The following is a 16745-nucleotide window of genomic DNA, read 5'->3' as shown; positions in this document are numbered from 1 at the left end:
CCCGGCCCCGACCTTCTCCAGGGCCCAGGGCCCGGGGCACCACCGCCCACCATCTCCTCACCAGACAGGAACCCCACGTGTCAGACCAGCCCCAGCCCGTCGGCACCCTCCCCAACCCGGTGATCCCCGGCTTCCACCCCGACCCCAGCATCTGCCGCGTGGGCGACGACTACTACCTCGCCTGCTCCAGCTTCGAGTACTTCCCCGGCATCCCCGTCTTCCACAGCCGCGACCTGTTCAACTGGACCCAGATCGGCAACGCCCTGGACCGGCCGAGCCAGCTGCGGCTGCCGCCCGAGTCCCCGTCCTCCGGTGGGATCTACGCCCCGACGCTGCGCCACCACGACGGCCGCTTCTGGCTGATCGTCACCAACGTCAGCGGCGACGGCAACCTGCTCTTCACCGCCACCGACCCGGCCGGCCCCTGGTCCGACCCGATCCGGCTGCCCGGCGTCCCCGGCATCGACCCGGACCTCGCCTGGGACGAGGACGGCACCTGCTGGTGCACCGTCGCCGGCGTCTCCCAGGTCCGCCTCGACCCGGCCACCGGCGAGACCATCGGCGAGCCGCGGCGGATCTGGTCCGGCGCGCCCGGCGCCATGGCCCCCGAGGCCCCGCACCTCTACCGGATCGGCGAGTACTGGTACCTGATGATCGCCGAGGGCGGCACCGAGCGCGGCCACGCCGTCTCCATCGCCCGCGGCACCTCGCCCTCCGGCCCGTTCGAGCCGTGCCCGGCCAACCCGGTGCTGACCCACCGCGGCATCAACAGCCCCATCCAGAACACCGGGCACGCCGACCTCGTCCAGGCCCCCGACGGCTCCTGGTGGATGGTGCTGCTCGCCGTCCGGCCGCGCGGCGGCACCCCCGCCTGGTACGTGCTCGGCCGGGAGACCTTCCTCGCCCCGGTCGAGTGGGTGGACGGCTGGCCCGTCGTCGGCGAGGTCACCACCGAACTGCCCACCCCCGCCTGGCCGCTGCACCCCGCCACCGCCGTGCCGGCCCGGGACGACTTCGACCAGGCCGAGCTGCACCCCCAGTGGATCTCGGTACGCCGGCGCCCCGAGCACCTGTGCACCACGAAGGAACGTTCCGGCTGGCTCACCCTCCACGCCGCCGGCGCCTCCCTCGACGAGAACGACGTGGTCTTCGTCGGCCGCCGCCAGCAGCACCTCGGCTGCCGGGCCCGCACCCTGATCGACCCCGCCGACGGCCGCGGCGGCCTCGCCGTCCGCATGGACGAGGACCACCACTACGAGATCGAGGCGGCCGACGGCGAGGTGAGGGTCTTCGCCCGGATCGGCTCGCTGCGCACCGAGGTCGCCGCCCGCCCGGTGCCCGCCGGAGCCGTGGTACTCGGTGTCGACGTCGTCCCGCGGCCGACGCGCGGCCCGCGCACCGGCCCCGACGACGTCGTCCTCGGCGTCGAGGAGCCCGACGGCACCTTCACCGTGCTCGCCGCGATCGACGGGCGCTACCTCTCCACCGAGGTGGCCGGCGGCTTCACCGGCCGGGTCATCGGCATGTACGCCGCCGCCGGCACCGTCCACTTCGACCGCTTCGACTACGAGCCGCTCCCCCTCCCCTGACCACCCGTCAGGGGATTCCCCACCCATCAGCACGAAAGGGACAATCGTGAACGCCGCACCGCAGACCGCACGCCCCCGCAACCGCCGCCTCCAGCGCACGGCCGGGCTCGTGGTGGCCCTGATCACCACCGGCGCCCTCTGCGCCGGCACCGCCGTCGCCGCCGCCCCCGCCGAGAAGGCGCCGTCGGCGGCCGAGGCCGCCGGGCTCAGGGTCCCCGGCAACCCGATGGCCGCCGTCGCACAGATGCAGCCCAGCTGGAACCTCGGCAACACCCTCGACGCCCTCCCCGACGAGACGTCCTGGGGCAACCCGCTCACCACCAAGGCGACCTTCGACGGCCTCAAGGCCCAGGGGTTCCGCAGCGTCCGCATCCCCGTCAGCTGGTACCCGCACCAGTCCGCCACCGCGCCGTACACCATCGACGCGAAGTACATGGCACGGGTCAAGCAGGTGGTCGACTACGCCCTCGCGGACGGCCTCTACGTCGAGATCAACGTCCACCACGACTCGTGGCAGTGGATCAAGTACATGTCCACCGACCACGACAACATCATGGCCCGGTTCAACTCCACCTGGCAGCAGATCGCCACCGCGTTCAAGGACGAGCCGCGCACCCTGCTCATGGAGAGCATCAACGAGCCGCAGTTCGACGCCGCGACCGACGCCCAGAAGACCCAGTATCTGCGCGAGCTCAACACCTCGTTCCACCACATCGTGCGCAACTCCGGTGGGAAGAACAAGGACCGGCTGCTGGTCCTGCCCTCGGAGGAGACCAACAACGCCCAGCACTGGCTGGACGACCTCTCCACGACGATGAGTTCGCTGAACGACCGCAACCTCGTGGCGACCATCCACTACTACAGCTGGTACCCGTTCAGCGTAAACATCGCCAACGGGACCACCTACGACACCACGTCCCAGAAGGACCTCTCCGAGGGCTTCGCCCGGGCGCACGACACCTTCGTCGCCAAGGGCATCCCCGTCTACGTCGGCGAGTACGGCCTTCTCACCTCGCCCTACTCCGGCGTGGTCGAGCGCGGCGAGATGCTCAAGTACTTCGAGCACGTCAACTACGAGGCCCGGCGCAACGGCTTCACCACCGCGCTCTGGGACGCCTACCACGACTTCCTGAACCGCTCCACCATGCAGTGGGAGGTCCCCGAGATGAAGGCCCTGATCCAGAGCTCCTGGCGGACCCGCTCGGGCACCGCCTCCACCGACAACCTCTTCCTGCCGAAGTCCGGCCCCATCGCCGCGCAGACCATCACCCTCAACCGCAACGGCCTCCGGTTCGCCGGCCTCTGGCAGGGCGACCGCCCGCTGATCCCCTACCTCGACTACACCCTCGACGGCGACAAGCTCACCCTCACCGCCGACGCCCTCACCCGGCTGGCCGGGGACCGCGCCGCCGGGATCAACGCCACCCTCGAAGTCCGCTACTCCGACGGCGTCCCGTGGAAGCTCTTCGTGCGCTCCTACGACAAGCCGACCATGGCCGACGCCACCGGGACACTCGACGGGCTCACCATCCCCACCCGGTTCAACGGCTCCCTGATGGCCAACGTCCAGTCCACCTACGCCGACGGCACCGCCGCCGGCCCGGCCTCCTGGACCACGTACCAGACGTTCGACAACTACCGGGCCGACTACGGCGCCGACACCACCACGGTCAAGGCCGACTTCCTCAAGTCCCTCAAGGACGGCGCCCCCGCGACGCTCACCTTCCGCTTCTGGACCGGCGACACCATCACCTACACCGTCACCAAGAACGGCAACACCGTCACCGGCACCGTCTCCTGACCGCTGTTCCGCCCCGCCCCGGCTGCCTCCCCCGGCAGCCGGGGCTCCCACACGTCCCGAGGTGCACCCGTGTTCCCGCTGCCCCCGCGCGTCCTGTTCGGCGCCGCCTACTACCACGAGTACCAGCCGTACCCGCGGCTCAAGGAAGACCTCGACCTGATGGCCGAGGCGAAGTTCACCGTCATCCGGGTCGGCGAGTCCGTCTGGTCCACCTGGGAGCCCGAGAACGGCCGCTTCGACCTGGACTGGCTCACCCCCGTCCTCGACGGCGCCCACGAGCGCGGCATCGCGGTCGTCCTGGGCACCCCCACCTACGCCGTGCCGCCGTGGCTCGCCCGGCAGTACCCCGAGATCGTCGGCGACCGGGAGACGGGCCGGCCCATGGGCTGGGGCGCCCGCCAGGAAGCCGACTTCACCCACCCCGCCTTCCGCCACCACGCCGAGCGCGTCACCCGCAAGATCCTGGCCCGCCACGCCACCCACCCGGCCGTCATCGGCTTCCAGGTCGACAACGAACCCGGCCTGCGCCTGCCGCACAACGAGGGCGTCTTCCAGCGCTTCGTCGACCACCTGCGCCACACCTACGGCGACGTGGAGGCCCTCAACCGGGAGTGGGGGCTGGTCTACTGGTCGCACCGCCTCTCCACCTGGGCCGACCTGTGGCGCCCCGACGGCAACCAGCAACCGCAGTACGACGTCGCCTGGCGCGCGTTCCAAGCCCGCCAGACCACCGAGTTCGTCGCCTGGCAGGCCGCCATCACCCGCGAGTACGCCCGCCCCGACCAGTTCGTCACCACCTGCCTCGCCTACAACCACCCCGCGATGGAGGACGACGAGGCCACCGACGCCTTGGACGTCACCGCGGGCAACCCGTACTACGACATGCAGGACGCCCTCACCCTGCCCGACCCCGCGCCCGACGACCACGAGCAGTGGTGGAAGACCACCGGCGTCTGGGCCCTCTACCAGAGCGCCGACCGGATCTTCTCCTCCCGCCAGGAGCCCTTCCTGGTCACCGAGACCAACGCCCAGGCCATCAGCGGCACTTCGGAGAACCGGCCCGCCTTCGACGGCCAGTGGCGGCAGGCCGCCTGGGCGCTCGTCTCGCGCGGTGCGCGGATGATCGAGTACTGGCACTGGCACACCCTGCACTTCGGCGCCGAGACGTACTGGGGCGGCATCCTGCCGCACAGCAGCAAGCCCGGCCGGGTGTACGCCGAACTCGCGCGGCTGGGCGCCGAGTTCGAGACGGCGGGCGCACTGGTCGCCGGGATCGAGCCGGACGCCGACCTCACCATGGTCTACTCGATGCCCAGCAAGTGGCTGATGCAGAAGTACCCACCGCTGGCGAAGCCCAACGGCGAACCGGACCCCACCTCCTACCACCGCCTCTTCGACCCGTTCTACCGCGGCGCCTTCGAAGCCGGCCGCCAGGTGCGCATCGTGCACGCCCGCCAGCTGCACGACGCCCGCGGCGAGCGCGCGGGCCTCGCACCCGACGAGGCCGCCCGACGCCACCCGGTGCTGGTCGTCCCCGGCCTCTACCTCGCCGAGGACTCCCTGCTCGACTGGCTCACGGCCTACGCCGAGGCCGGCGGCCACCTCGTCCTCGGCCCCCGCACCGGCTACGCCGACCACGAGGCCCGGGCCCGCCACGAGACCGCCCCGCCGCGCCTGACCGGCGCCGCGGGCGCCTGGTACGACGAGTTCAGCAACCTGCCCGCCGACCTGCCGGTGCGCTCCGCCCCCGGAAGCCCGCTGAACCTGCCGCCGGGCGCCACCGCGACCCGCTGGATCGAGGGCCTGACGGCCACCGACGCCACCGTGCTCGCCGGGTACGAGCACCCCCACTTCGGCCGCTGGCCCGCCGTCACCACCCGCGCCCACGGCGCGGGCCGGGTGACCTGCGTCGGCACCGTGCCCGGACGCGACCTCGCCCGGGAGCTGGCCGCCTGGCTGGCCCCCACCCCCGCCAGCGACTGGCGCGACCTGCCCGAGTCCGTCACCGCGACCACCGGAACGGCCGAGGACGGGCGCCGCGTCCACGTGGTCCACAACTGGAGCTGGCAGCCCGTCGAGGTGCCGGCACCCGTGGCGCTGACCGACGTCCTGAACGGCACCCCGGTGGCCGCCGGTGAGCCGCTCTCCCTCGGCGCCTGGGACGTACGGGTCCTCGTCGCGGACTGAACGCGAAGGCGGCGGTGGAACCCTGCCGGGGCCCACCGCCTTCCGCCTTCCGCTCTCCGCCCGGGCACCGCTCTGGTCCGGCGACACCCACGTGGTGGACGTCCGGGTGACGCGGCTGCGCGCCGAGATCGGCCGCGACCGCATCGAGACGGTCCGCGGGTTCGGCGACAAGCTACGCGCCTGAGCCGTGGAGGGCGGCCGTCCACCCGGTCGCGGCCAGGCGCTGCCCCAGGTCGGACAGCCGGTCGGGCTCGTCGTCGACGAGCCCGAGCAGGGCCGGCTCGCCGCCGGGGGAACCGGGGGAACCCGGGGAACCGACTGCGTCGGCGACCTCGGCGAGGACGCCCATGAGGACGGCCAGGGCCCGCTCCGGCGTGACGGCTCTTCCGCCCGCCACGCCGTCCGGTCGGTGTTCGCCGCGCTTGGTTACCAGCCCCTGGTGCCGGCCGAGGCAGTAGAACGACTTGTCGTGGTCGTATCCCGCACCGAAACGCCGGCCTGCGGGTTGTTGCAGGTCTGGGTGCAGGCGCCGGACGGCGCCTGGGCGAACGCGGTGGCGGACCCGGCGACCGTGCCTCCCAGGAGGGAGAGCAGGACGTCGTCACACGCGCTGGATCCCGCGGCCTGGTTCGGGCGGTGGCCCCACGGTCGAGGCTGATCAGCGGATCCGGGCCGCCGCGGCGTCGCGGAGGAGTCCGGCGAAGGTCAGGGCGGCGGGGGTGAGCGAGTGGTCGGCCATGCGGACCAGGAGGATGCGGCGGACGGGGCCCGGCGGCTGGAGCGGCAGGACGTTGACGCCGGGCCGGATGCCCTCCAGGGCCAGGGTGGGTGCGAGGGCGACGCCGATGCCGGCGGCGACCATGGCCTGGGCCTCCTGGTAGTCATGGGCCTCGTAGGCGATGTGGGGCTCGAACCCGACGGCGCGGCAGCCGCGGACGAGGGCTTCGGCCACCGGGTGGCGTTCGGCACGGGTGATCCAGGAGTCGTCCGCGAAGTCGGCGAGCGAGGCGGTGCGCCGGCCCGCGAGCGGATGGTGGTCGCTGACGAGAAGGGCCGGCGGGTCGTCGAGGAGCGGGGTGACGACGATGTCCTCCCGGTCGATCCGGCTCCAGTCGTAGTCCCACATCAGCGCCATCTCGATCTCGCGGTTCTCCAGCATGGTCCAGAGTCCGGCGATGCGGGCGCTGCGGACGGTCAGCCGCACGTCGGGGTGGGCGTCCCGGAAGGTGGTCACGGCCTGCGGGAGGAGTGAGGCCCCGACGGTGGGGAAGGTGCCGATGCGCAAGGTGCCCGCGCGCAGCCCCGCGTAGTCGGCGAGCTCGTTCTCCGCGGCCCGCAGTTCGCGTTCGATCCGCTGCCCCCGGTCGGCCAGCGCGCGTCCCGCGTCGGTGACGGTGACACCCCGGGCGTGGCGCTCCAGCAGCGGCTGTCCCGCCTCCGATTCCAGGCGGCTGATCTGCTGCGACACCGCTGACGGAGTGTAGTTGAGAGCGCGCGCGGTCGCCGTCACCGAGCCGCGCCGGGCGACCTCGGTGAACAGCAGAATGCGCCGGACGTCGAGCATGCCCCTGCCTCCAGCGTTCACTTCAACTTAATAGCCATGCAGATTTACGAGATTGTACTTCACGCTGCCGTAACCCACCGTAGAGGCACCCCCGCACGGCAGGACCGTCGGTGGACTTCCCCTTCCATCCCCATGTCCATGAGGAGCCGGCTGTGTTGCGTCTGCAGGGCGAGATGATCCGCGGAGGAACCAGCAAGTGCTGGATCTTCGACGAGCGCGACGTGGCCGCCACGGGCGTGGACCTCGACACCCTGCTGCTCGCCGCCTTCAACGCCGCCGACCCCCGCCAGATCGACGGCGTGGGCGGCGCCTCCTCCACCACCTCGAAGGCCGCCGTCGTACGGGCGTCGGACCGGGCCGACGTGGACGTCGAGTACGCCTTCGCACAGGTCGGCATCGGCGACGAGCGTGTGGAGTGGGGCAGCAACTGCGGAAACTGCGCCACCGCCGTGGCCCTGTACGCCGTCCACAACGATCTCGTGCCGATCACCTCGGACAGCACGACGGTCCGCATGCTCAACATCAACACCGGGGCCCGCCTCACCGGCACGATCCCCACGCCTGCGGGCGTGGTCCCGGAGGAGGGCACGGCCACGGTCCCGGGCACCTCGGCACCGGGCGTGCCGGTCCTGCTCGGGTTCCACGACCCGGCGGGCTCGTCGACCGGCCGCGCTCTGCCCACCGGCCGGGCGCTGGACGAGCTCACCGGCCCGGGCGGTCCCGTCGAGGCGTCCCTGGTGGACGCCGGCGCACCGGCCGCGCTGTTCGAGGCCAAGGCGTTCGGCCTCGACGGCACGGCATCGCTCACCGCGTTCGCCACCGTCGTGCCCGCGCTGACGCTGCTGCGCCGCCAGGCAGCGCTGGCCATGGGCCTGGCCCGTGAGCAGGATCCGGTCAGCCACGCGGTGCCGAAGGTGGGCATCGTCGCCCGGCCCGCCCCCTACCGCACCACGCAGGGAATCCTCGTCGACCAGGACGAGTACGACCTGGCCGTACGCATGGTCTCCATGCACGCCCCGCACCCGGCGATCGGCCTGACCTCCGCCGTGGCCCTGGCCACGGCCGCCTCCACCCCCGGCACACTCGCCCACCGCGTCGCCCGGCAGACCGCCGACGGCACGCTGCGTCTGGGCACCCCGGCCGGTGTGATCACCACCCGAGCCGTCCCCGCACCGGACAGCGCGTCCCCCACCGTACTGCTGCACCGCGCTGCCCGGCGTATCGCCCGAGCCGAACTCCTCGTTCCCGTCCTGGAAGGACGCCCCGCATGAGCCGCAATGACGCCGCCCCGGGTACCGTCACCGCCCCACCGGGCCGCATCCGGCGGATGCTGTCCCACCTCTACGTCCAATGCCTGGTCGCCGTCCTCCTCGGCGCCGCCGTGGGCGTGCTGTGGCCGTCCGTGGGCGCCGACCTCAAGCCGCTCGGAGACGGCTTCATCGCGCTGGTGAAGATGTTCATCGCGCCGATCATCTTCTGCACCGTCGTCCACGGCATCGCCTCCATGGGCAACGCCCGCGCGGTCGGTCGTGTCGGCCTGAAGGCGCTGGTCTACTTCGAGGTGCTGACCGGCGTGGCCATGGTGATCGGCCTGGTCGTCGTCAACGTCGTCAAGCCGGGCAGCGGTCTGCACGTCGACGTCTCGACCTTGTCCCCCAAGGGCCTGCCTCCGGCCGCGACCGCGGCTCACCAGGGCTTCGCCGACTTCGTCCTCGGCATCGTCCCGGCCACCCTGTTCAGCGCCCTCACCGGTCACGAGGTCCTGCCGGTGCTGCTGGTTTCCCTGCTGTTCGGTTTCGGCCTGCACGCCAGCGGGGAGGCCGGCCTGGGCATCGTCCAGGGCGTCGAGAAGCTCTCCACGGTCCTGTTCACGCTCATCCGCTGGGTCATGCGGCTCGCCCCCGTCGGCGCGTTCGGCTCGATGGCCTACACGATCGGCAACTTCGGCCTGGGCACGCTGCGGCAGCTGTCCCTGCTGGTCGGCTCGTTCTGGCTGGCCGCCCTCTTCTTCGTCCTGGTCGTCCTCGGGACCGTGATGCGCCTCAACGGGCTACGGCTGCTGCCGTTCCTGCGCTACACCAAGGAAGAACTGCTGATCGTCCTGGGCACGTCCTCCACCGAGCCCGTTCTGCCCCGCATGATGGCCAAGCTCCAGCACCTGGGCGCTTCGAAACCGGTCGTCGGCATCACGCTGCCCGCCGGGTACTCCTTCAACCTCGACGGCACCGCCATCTACCTGACCATGGGCTCGGTCTTCCTCGCCCAGGCCCTCGGCATCGACCTCAGCCTCCCCCAGCAGCTGGCCATGCTCGCCGTCATGCTGATCACCTCCAAGGGCGCCGCAGGCGTCACCGGCACCGGCTTCATCGCCCTGGCAGCCACCCTCAGCGCCCTTCCGCACGTTCCCGTCGCCGCTCTCTCGCTGATCTTCGGCATCGACCGCTTCATGTCCGAAGCCCGCGCCCTGACGAGCCTGATCGGCAACGGCGTCGCCACCCTCGCGATCGCCCGGTGGGAGGGTGAACTGGACGAGGACCGCGCCAAGGCCGTCCTGCGCGGAGAGATCCCCTACACCCCCGTCCCCGTGACGACCGAACCCGACACACAGCGGACACCCGAACCCGAGGGCCTTCCGGCCCCGGCACGCGACCTGCTCCCGACGGCGGGTTGACATCGCAGGGCGGGCCGACCCGGGGCAGCCGCCCGGGCCGGCCCGCCCTTCCGGCGCGGGCGGTCACGCCTTGCCCGCCAAGCCGGCAGCGTGCGGACCGCCGACTGGCGGGCCCGGATCTCGTGCGCCTTCCAGGACTTCGGCCGGTACCGCACCGTCCTGGGTGAGAGCGTCGACCTCGGCGAGCCGGACGCCCTCCAGGGTGCCGCACGGATCCGGAAAGCCCTGGCGACCACCGACACCACCGGTTTCGTCGACCGCCTGCCGCACCGCGAAGACACGATGCCGGGAAGGGAGTTCGGCGGAGCCGACCTGTCCGAGGGCCAGTGGCAGGAACTGGCGCTCGCCCGCGCCCGCATGCGCGACCTGCCCCTGCTGCTCGTACTGGACGAACCCGCCGCATCACCGGACACCCCCAGCCAACTCGCCGTCTTCGAGCACCACATGGAACGCGCCCGTACGACCGGCGAACGCGACGGCCCCATCACGGTCATCCTCTCGCACCGGAGAGCGCAGGGCCTGACGAGAAGCCTGCCGAGAAGACCGTCGCACTGCCGCCCCCCGCCGAGCGCCTGCTCGGTAGCGTCCAGAACGAGGAACCCCGGCCGCCGCGCGGCCGGGGTTCCTCAAGGCCTCAGGTCCCGGTTCTCCGGTGGAGCGGACGGGCGGGTCAGCGCTGCAGGGTGAGCACGCCCGGCCGGTACGGCAGTTGGATGTAGGAAGAGCCGTCCGAGTTGGGGTTCCTGCCCTGGTAGAGGAGCTGGAGGTTGCAGGGGTCGACGGTCATGGTCTGGTCGGGGTTGTTGCGGACCAGGTCGCCGTGGCTGATGTCGTTGGTCCAGGTGGCGCCGCTGTTGGCCTTGCCCGCGAAGGCGTTGCTCGCGGTGGCGGCCTGCGGGGTCCAGGAGCCGTTCAGGCTGGTGGCGGTGAACGAGCGGAAGTAGCGGTGCTCGTTCGCGTCCCGGGCCTCGACGATCATGAGGTACTGGTTCTGGCCCTGGACCTTGTAGACCTGGGGTGCCTCGAACAGGTTCTGCACCGTGTCGCTCATGACCGTGGTGTACGAGGAGCCGAAGCTGCTGGGGAAGTTCCCGATCGGCATGCTCGCCCGGTAGATGCTGCCGTTGTCACCGGCGAAGAACAGGTACATGTTCTGGTCGTCGGCGATCAGGGTCGGGTCGATCGGGCCGCCGGTGGGGAGGCTGCCGGTGAACAGCGCCTGCGGCGCGGACCAGCCGTTGGGGTTGGTGGGGTCGCTGGACGTGCGGTAGGTGAAGGGCCAGGCGGTCCCCCACCCCAGCGAGGCCAGCACCCAGGTGTTCTTGGGCGCGAAGTAGAACAGCTGGGGCGCCACCGCGGACGAGGACATGACGGTCTGGGGGGCCGAGGCCATGTCCGACCAGTTCGTGAAGGGAGCGAATCCCATCGACTTCCACGACGTTCCGTCGGAGTAGGTCGCGTAGACCAGGTGCTTGCCGTTGTAGACCACGTCGGTGAAGTCCTTCAGCGCGGCTCCCCCGTTCACCGGCTCCGCCAGCGGACCGGTCGAGGTCCACCGGTACGTCGACGGGAGAGCACACGTGCTGCCCGTCCCGGACAGGCCGGTCCACTTCTGGTTACTGGCGCCGCTGCAGTTCCACAGCTGCACCGCCGTCCCGTTGGCCGTCCCGCCGCCGCTGACGTCCAGGCACAGCCCGGACTCCACGCCGACGACCGTACCGTCGGTGTTCACCCGCCACTGCTGGTTCGCACCGCCGGTGCAGGACCAGATCTCCACCCGGGTACCGGCCGCGGTGGCGTGGCCCGGGACGTCCAGGCACTTGTTGCCGTACACGGTCAGCTGGTTGCTGTCCGTCAGCGTCCACTGCTGGTTGGTCCCGCCCGAGCAGTCCCAGATCTGCAGGAGCGCGCCGTCGGTCTGGCTGGCGTTCGGTACGTCGAGACACCGGCCGGAACCCGTCCCGCGCAAGGCACCGCTGGTGGCCGCCTGAGCCGGGTAGGCGACGAGCATCGCCGCCAACGCCACCACGGCCGCAACCATGGCGGTGAGCACCACAGACGGGGGCCTGCGGTCGGTAATTTGTCTGCGCATTGAGATCCTTTGTGAAGGGATGGAGCTGTCACACGGTTGTTTGTCAGGCCGCGTTTGGTAGTGGGCGTGTCACACCCCGGTGCCTCGCGATGGTTTCCGGTGGGGGAAGGGAGTCGGCGGAGGCATACCCCAAGCTCGGCTCAGCTGGAGTTCCAGTGCTGGTCGGCAGGGTAAGTGCCGACGAATGACCCACAGAGTTCAGCTCCCAGAAGTGTTAACGCTAACAATTGCGAGGTCGAGGTGGACCCCTCCTGGTGGGAGGCAGAGGAGTTTCCGGGTGTGAGCGGAGTCAATACGTGCCCACCCCGGCACGTCAAGATGGCTGCAACGACTTTCATGACCGAGGCGGCGCAGTCCTGCCCAACGCCTCCGGAGCGGTCGACCGGTCTCGCCCCGATGGTCGGCGGCCTGGCACGCAGTGGCGGCGCGAGCGCCGGCTTCCAGGCGTCGCACGCGGGTGCGCACGCGGCGCCGCTGCATGGACGTGGTTTTCGGCACGCGGCCCACCGGGGCGACATCACGGTCCGCTCATCGGGCCATGAGCCTGCCGAGGGGGTCGTCGACGCGCTTGTCCACTGGGAGCGCAAGATCGCGGTACGGCAGCGGGCAGGGACGGGGAAGCTCATGTCGATCCCTCGGTCAGGCTCCAGCACTCAAGCCCTTCGAATGCTTCGCATACGGCACTGGGTATGTCAACATCCCATTCACGATAGGGATTTGATTCATCGAGATGCTTGTCGAGCGGCAAGGTGTGCCGCTAGCCTCGCCATTGGTTGAAGCGCTTCGACACTTCCATGAAGAAGGGCCGCCACAGTGGGGCCGGCGCTCTCCACCGGACCGCCGCGGCAAGGTGCAGGTCAAGTGAGCAGCATGGCTCCAACCAATGCGCCACGGTCGGGACAACCCATGGGCAGCGCCACGTTCACGGTGGCCGACGTGGGCTGCAACTTGAGATCCGACGCTGATCCGGCCACGCGGAGCAGGTCGTCGGGCACGGTGTGGAAGGGCGTTCACCCGGCATCGGCAGCCGGGACGGTCGGCGGAATCCGGCAGGGACAGGAGGACCCCGGCGGAGCCGGGGTCCTCCTGGTGTCCGAGGGGTCAGGCGCGGGAGGTCATGCCTTGCCGGTCAGGCGCCAGATCTGGTTCTTCTTCCAGTTCAGGTTGCTCGCCGGGTCGCAGGTCCACTGGTGGACGAGGGCGCCGGGTGCGGTCGAGATCCCGCTCACGTCCACGCACTTGCCGCTGTGCACCGCGACCAGCTGGTAGTCCTTGCTGTTGCCGAGCGCGGTGACGGGGTTGAGGGTGAACATCTGGTTCGTGCCGCCGCTGCAGGTCCACTGGATGACGGCGGCATCGTCGGCCGTGGAAGCGCCCGAGACGTCCAGGCACTTACCGCTGTACTCGTTGACCACGGTGTAGGTGTTCGTCCGGCCGGCGACCGGCTTGAGGTCCAGCATCTGCTGGTAGCCGCCCTCGCAGGAGTACTGCTGGTACTGCGTGCCGTCGGCGGTGCTGAGGTTGGTGTCGTCCAGGCACTGACCGCTGTGCTGCACCTCCGCGACCGTGGAGACGGTGGTGTTGGACGGGGGCAGCAGGGTGACGGTGTAGCCGTCCGCGGCGTCCGTCCACGGAACGTTCACCGAAGCCGAGTTGCCGCTGACGGTCAGGGTCTGGTCGGAGACCGTCACCGGACCCGTCACGGCGCCGCCGCTGTTGTTCGGTATGCGCTGGACGATCGCGCGCACCCGGCCGTTCTCCGTCACCGAGGTGGTGTCGAGGCGGTTGAGGTTGACGGTGACGTTGCCGGTGTTGCCGTTGCTGCCCAGCAGGATCTTCGCGTTGCGCGCGGTGTTGTCCTTGGTCGCCAGCCCGTCGGTGTTCGTACCGGGTGTGAGGTTCACGAGGTTTCCGGTCTGGGAGCCGTAGTACCGGTAGAGGAACCACTCACCCTTCGGCAGGTACTGACCGGAGCTGTTCTTGGTGAGCAGGTTGGCCGCGTAGTCGTGCAGGTTGGGGCCCCCTCCCCAGTTGGAGCGCAGGCCGTCGGCACCGGCCCGCTCCAGGCGGCTGATGAACCAGCCGCCGCCACCGGGGTTCTGCTGCTCGATCCCGGCGTACTCGTTGATCTGGTACGGCCGGGTGTTGGTCAGGCCCGCGGCGGCGATGACCGCGTCGGCGTTGCCGACAGCCGGGACGGGGTCGTGCGGGATGGCGTGCCAGCTGTAGATGTCGGGGGCGACGTTGTTGGCCTTGACGTGGTTCAGATAGGTGGTCCACCAGGTGTTGGAGGAGCTCGGCGGGTTGGCCACGCTGGGGCCGACGATGAGCTGCCCGGGGAGGTTGGCCCGCACGGCGGCGTGGAACCGCGACCACATCTGCAGGTACTGGCTCTGGGACCGGCCCCAGAAGCCGCTGAGGTCCGGCTCGTTCCACAGGTCCCACTCCACCGTCATGTTGTTGGCCCTGACGTCGGAGATGAGCTGGTTGACGAAGCTGTCGAACTTGGTCCAGTCGCCGTTGTCACCGGGGAAGGGCTGGGTGGTGGTGCCGTCGGCGCCCCACAGGTCGTGCGGGAGGATGACGAAGGTGCCGCCGAGGGCGGCGGTGCGCTTGTACTGGGCCAGGGTGGAGGCCCAGCGGGTCTGGTAGTCGGCCAGGCTGGTGGCGTAGCCGCCGCCGTTGAGCTGGGCCCCGCCGGCGCGCTCGAGGTGCCACTTGATGTCGGTGTAGAAGTGGTCCGGCGGCAGTGACCCGTTGGGGGTCATCCCGTAGAGGGTGCCCGAGGCATGGTACGTGGGGGCGCCCTTGACCGCGGAGAAGTCGACGGCGACGGAGGTGTCGGCGGCGTGCGCTGTGGCGGCGGGCAGGATCCCGGCGGCAAGGGTGGTGAGCAGGGCGGTGAGGCTGACGGAAAGTCTGCGGCGGTGCGGGTGCATCACGGCTCTCCCGACTGGGGGGTGGGGTGGTTGGGGTGGTGCCGGCGGCCTACCGGTGCAGTGCGCTCCGGTGGTCGTCGTTCTGGGGGTGGATGCGCCTGATGTGGTCCTCGGCGAGCAGCAGGTAGCTGCTGGCGGTCCAGGTGTAGGCGCGGTCGCGGAGTCCCTCGCCGGTGAGGGCGTCGAAGTTCTCGGCGAAGCCGGAGTTCTCGCACAGCGCGCGGAAGCGGCTGCTGATCTCGTCGGCGAGGCGGTGGTGGCCGGCGCGGCGCAGGCCGTCCTCGATGAGGACGGTGGCGGGTGCCCAGATGGGTCCGCGCCAGTAGCCGTCGGCCTGGTAGTGGGGTGAGTCGGGCCGCTCGGTGGCCAGTCCGTGGGCGGTCAGGTGGGTCTCGATGTGTGCGGCCAGGCGGGTGCTGATGTCAGTGGGCAGGTGCTCGCCGAGCGCGATGGGCATCAGGTCGAGCAGGCTGAGGCTGGTCGCGCCTTCACCGGTACGGGGGGAGCGGGCCTGGAATCGATCGCCGGTCCACAGCTCCTGGATCACGGCGGCCTGGATGGTGTCCGCCGAGGCCGCCCAGGCGGCGGCTTCGTCGGCGCGGTCGAGCTCGGTGGCCAGATCGGCGAGTTCGCGCAGCTGCAGGATCAGGAAGGTGGAGAGATCGGCGGTGACCCGCACACGTCCGGGGTCGAAGGTGGTGGCGTTGTCCCAGCCGCTGTCGTTGCCGTGCTGGTAGTGCGGCAGCGTCTGGCCGGGGGCGCGCCTGGAGTCGAGCCAGAACCCGGTCCACCGCTCCAGGCGGTGGTAGGCCTCGGTGAGTTCGGTGCGGCTCAGCGGGCGCGGCAGGCGTCGTCGCAGGTGGCGCAGGGCCCAGCCGTGGATGGGGGGCTTGACGAAGTTGTAGAGGATTTCGGAGTGGGTCACGGAGTCGGGCAGTGCGCCGCTCTCGTCCTGGTGGTCGAACATGATCTGGAACTGGTCCCAGGCCAGTTCCGGGGCTCCGGGGGCCAGGGCCAGGGCGTTGAAGCAGTGGTCCCAGCTCCACACCTTGTCCATCCAGTGCTTGGACATCAGGACGGCAGGGCGCTCGACGAACCCGCTCGGTCCCACCGTCGCGGACCACACCACGTAGGCGGCCAGTTCAGCGGCCGGGGTGTCCGGGGTGCGCCAGGGGGTGACCGCGTCGGCGAAGCGGGCGAACGCCTGACCTGCCTGGCCCGCCGTCTGCTCGTGGGTGCCTGACGGGGCGTAGGGCGGCCGGGCGCTGTCGAGTTCCTCGACGGCCGTCTCCCACGGGCCGGTGCCGTCGCCGATCACCGTCAGCCCGCGGTCGGCCTCGCCGAGCGCCTCGACACCCTGGACGTCCGCTTCCTGCCCGGCGAGCACGGTGATGCGGTAGCGCCTGCCGGTCTCGTAGGAGGTGAACACGTAGGAGCCGTCGAGCGGGTCGTGGAGGAAGTACGTGCCGCCGAACGGCGTGAGCTGGTCGGCCGAGGCGCAGATCCGCAGGCCCAGGCCGGTACCGCGCAGTCGCAGGGTGTCGGCGGACTGGTAGGTCAGTTCGATCTGCCCGCTCTGCGCGGCCCAGGTCAGCCGACCCGGTGTCGCGTTCCAGCTCGTCTCGACCCGCTCGCCGCGCGGCCCCCCGACGGGGACCAGGCGCAGCACCGGGTGCATGCCGTTCTGGTGGGAGACCAGGTGGAGGTCCTCGGCGCGGACGTGCTCGGAGGTCACGGGTGAGATGTTGAACCAGGAGCCGTGGCGGCTGAAGGGAATGTCGCGGATGTTGAAGGCCGGGCCAGTGAGGGCGTCGGTCATCGCAGGGCGCTCGTTTCTGGTGCGGGGCGTGTTCTGCCGGCCTCGTGGCGGCCGCGGTGCGCGGGTGTGCCGAGAGGCGGAGG

Annotated in this window: 11 protein-coding genes and 1 pseudogene; 7 read left to right on the top strand and 5 right to left on the bottom strand. The window is 70.8% G+C overall.

Going from position 1 to position 16745, the window contains the following annotated elements; genetic code table 11:
* The first annotated feature begins 77 nt into the window (after nucleotides 1-77).
* From IE332_RS25410 to IE332_RS42445, 4 genes and pseudogenes are all read left to right on the top strand, one after another.
* The gene (locus IE332_RS25410) at nucleotides 78-1589 is read left to right on the top strand and encodes a glycoside hydrolase family 43 protein (RefSeq protein WP_189920577.1); all 1512 of its coding nucleotides are present in this window, start codon (nucleotides 78-80) and stop codon (nucleotides 1587-1589) included.
* Between the two features lie 46 nt (nucleotides 1590-1635).
* Nucleotides 1636-3390: a cellulase family glycosylhydrolase gene (locus IE332_RS25405; protein ID WP_189920575.1), complete on the top strand. Its 1755-nt coding sequence runs from the start codon at nucleotides 1636-1638 to the stop codon at nucleotides 3388-3390.
* 69 nt (nucleotides 3391-3459) lie between these two features.
* Nucleotides 3460-5577: a beta-galactosidase gene (locus tag IE332_RS25400; RefSeq protein ID WP_189920573.1), complete on the top strand. Its 2118-nt coding sequence runs from the start codon at nucleotides 3460-3462 to the stop codon at nucleotides 5575-5577.
* A 73-nt stretch (nucleotides 5578-5650) separates the two neighbouring features.
* Nucleotides 5651-5761, top strand: a pseudogene (locus tag IE332_RS42445) (DNA-binding response regulator); the annotation flags it as partial.
* Here the strand turns inward: IE332_RS42445 and IE332_RS25395 are convergent.
* The gene (locus IE332_RS25395) at nucleotides 5750-5974 is read right to left on the bottom strand and encodes a hypothetical protein (RefSeq protein WP_189920571.1); all 225 of its coding nucleotides are present in this window, start codon (nucleotides 5972-5974) and stop codon (nucleotides 5750-5752) included. The pseudogene IE332_RS42445 and the gene IE332_RS25395 sit on opposite strands and share 12 nt — an antisense overlap.
* A 261-nt stretch (nucleotides 5975-6235) precedes the next feature.
* Nucleotides 6236-7141 (bottom strand): LysR family transcriptional regulator, encoded by a 906-nt coding sequence (locus IE332_RS25390; RefSeq protein WP_189920570.1) that lies wholly within the window; start codon nucleotides 7139-7141, stop codon nucleotides 6236-6238.
* A 152-nt stretch (nucleotides 7142-7293) separates the two neighbouring features.
* Between IE332_RS25390 and IE332_RS25385 the strand changes: the two genes are divergently transcribed.
* The 3 genes from IE332_RS25385 to IE332_RS25375 all read left to right on the top strand — a co-directional run bounded on the left by IE332_RS25385 (nucleotide 7294) and on the right by IE332_RS25375 (nucleotide 10499).
* Nucleotides 7294-8412 (top strand): PrpF domain-containing protein, encoded by a 1119-nt coding sequence (locus tag IE332_RS25385; RefSeq protein WP_189920568.1) that lies wholly within the window; start codon nucleotides 7294-7296, stop codon nucleotides 8410-8412.
* On the top strand, nucleotides 8409-9812 hold the full coding sequence (gene dctA / locus IE332_RS25380) for a C4-dicarboxylate transporter DctA (protein ID WP_189920566.1): 1404 nt from the start codon (nucleotides 8409-8411) through the stop codon (nucleotides 9810-9812). The genes IE332_RS25385 and dctA overlap by 4 nt, the downstream gene beginning before the upstream one ends.
* 90 nt (nucleotides 9813-9902) lie before the next feature.
* A complete protein-coding gene (locus IE332_RS25375; protein ID WP_189920563.1) occupies nucleotides 9903-10499 on the top strand; it encodes an ATP-binding cassette domain-containing protein in 597 nt (198 codons plus the stop codon).
* Here the strand turns inward: IE332_RS25375 and IE332_RS25370 are convergent.
* The 3 genes from IE332_RS25370 to IE332_RS25360 form a co-directional block, all read right to left on the bottom strand.
* Nucleotides 10483-11904 (bottom strand): non-reducing end alpha-L-arabinofuranosidase family hydrolase, encoded by a 1422-nt coding sequence (locus tag IE332_RS25370; RefSeq protein WP_189920561.1) that lies wholly within the window; start codon nucleotides 11902-11904, stop codon nucleotides 10483-10485. The two genes, IE332_RS25375 and IE332_RS25370, sit on opposite strands and share 17 nt — an antisense overlap.
* A 1115-nt stretch (nucleotides 11905-13019) precedes the next feature.
* Nucleotides 13020-14843 (bottom strand): RICIN domain-containing protein, encoded by a 1824-nt coding sequence (locus IE332_RS25365; RefSeq protein ID WP_189920559.1) that lies wholly within the window; start codon nucleotides 14841-14843, stop codon nucleotides 13020-13022.
* A gap of 49 nt (nucleotides 14844-14892) precedes the next feature.
* Nucleotides 14893-16662: an amylo-alpha-1,6-glucosidase gene (locus IE332_RS25360; protein WP_189920557.1), complete on the bottom strand. Its 1770-nt coding sequence runs from the start codon at nucleotides 16660-16662 to the stop codon at nucleotides 14893-14895.
* Nucleotides 16663-16745: the final 83 nt, after the last annotated feature.

Source organism: Kitasatospora xanthocidica (assembly GCF_014656195.1).
Taxonomy (GTDB): domain Bacteria; phylum Actinomycetota; class Actinomycetes; order Streptomycetales; family Streptomycetaceae; genus Kitasatospora; species Kitasatospora xanthocidica.
This window is presented reverse-complemented; position numbering and strand designations above follow the sequence as displayed.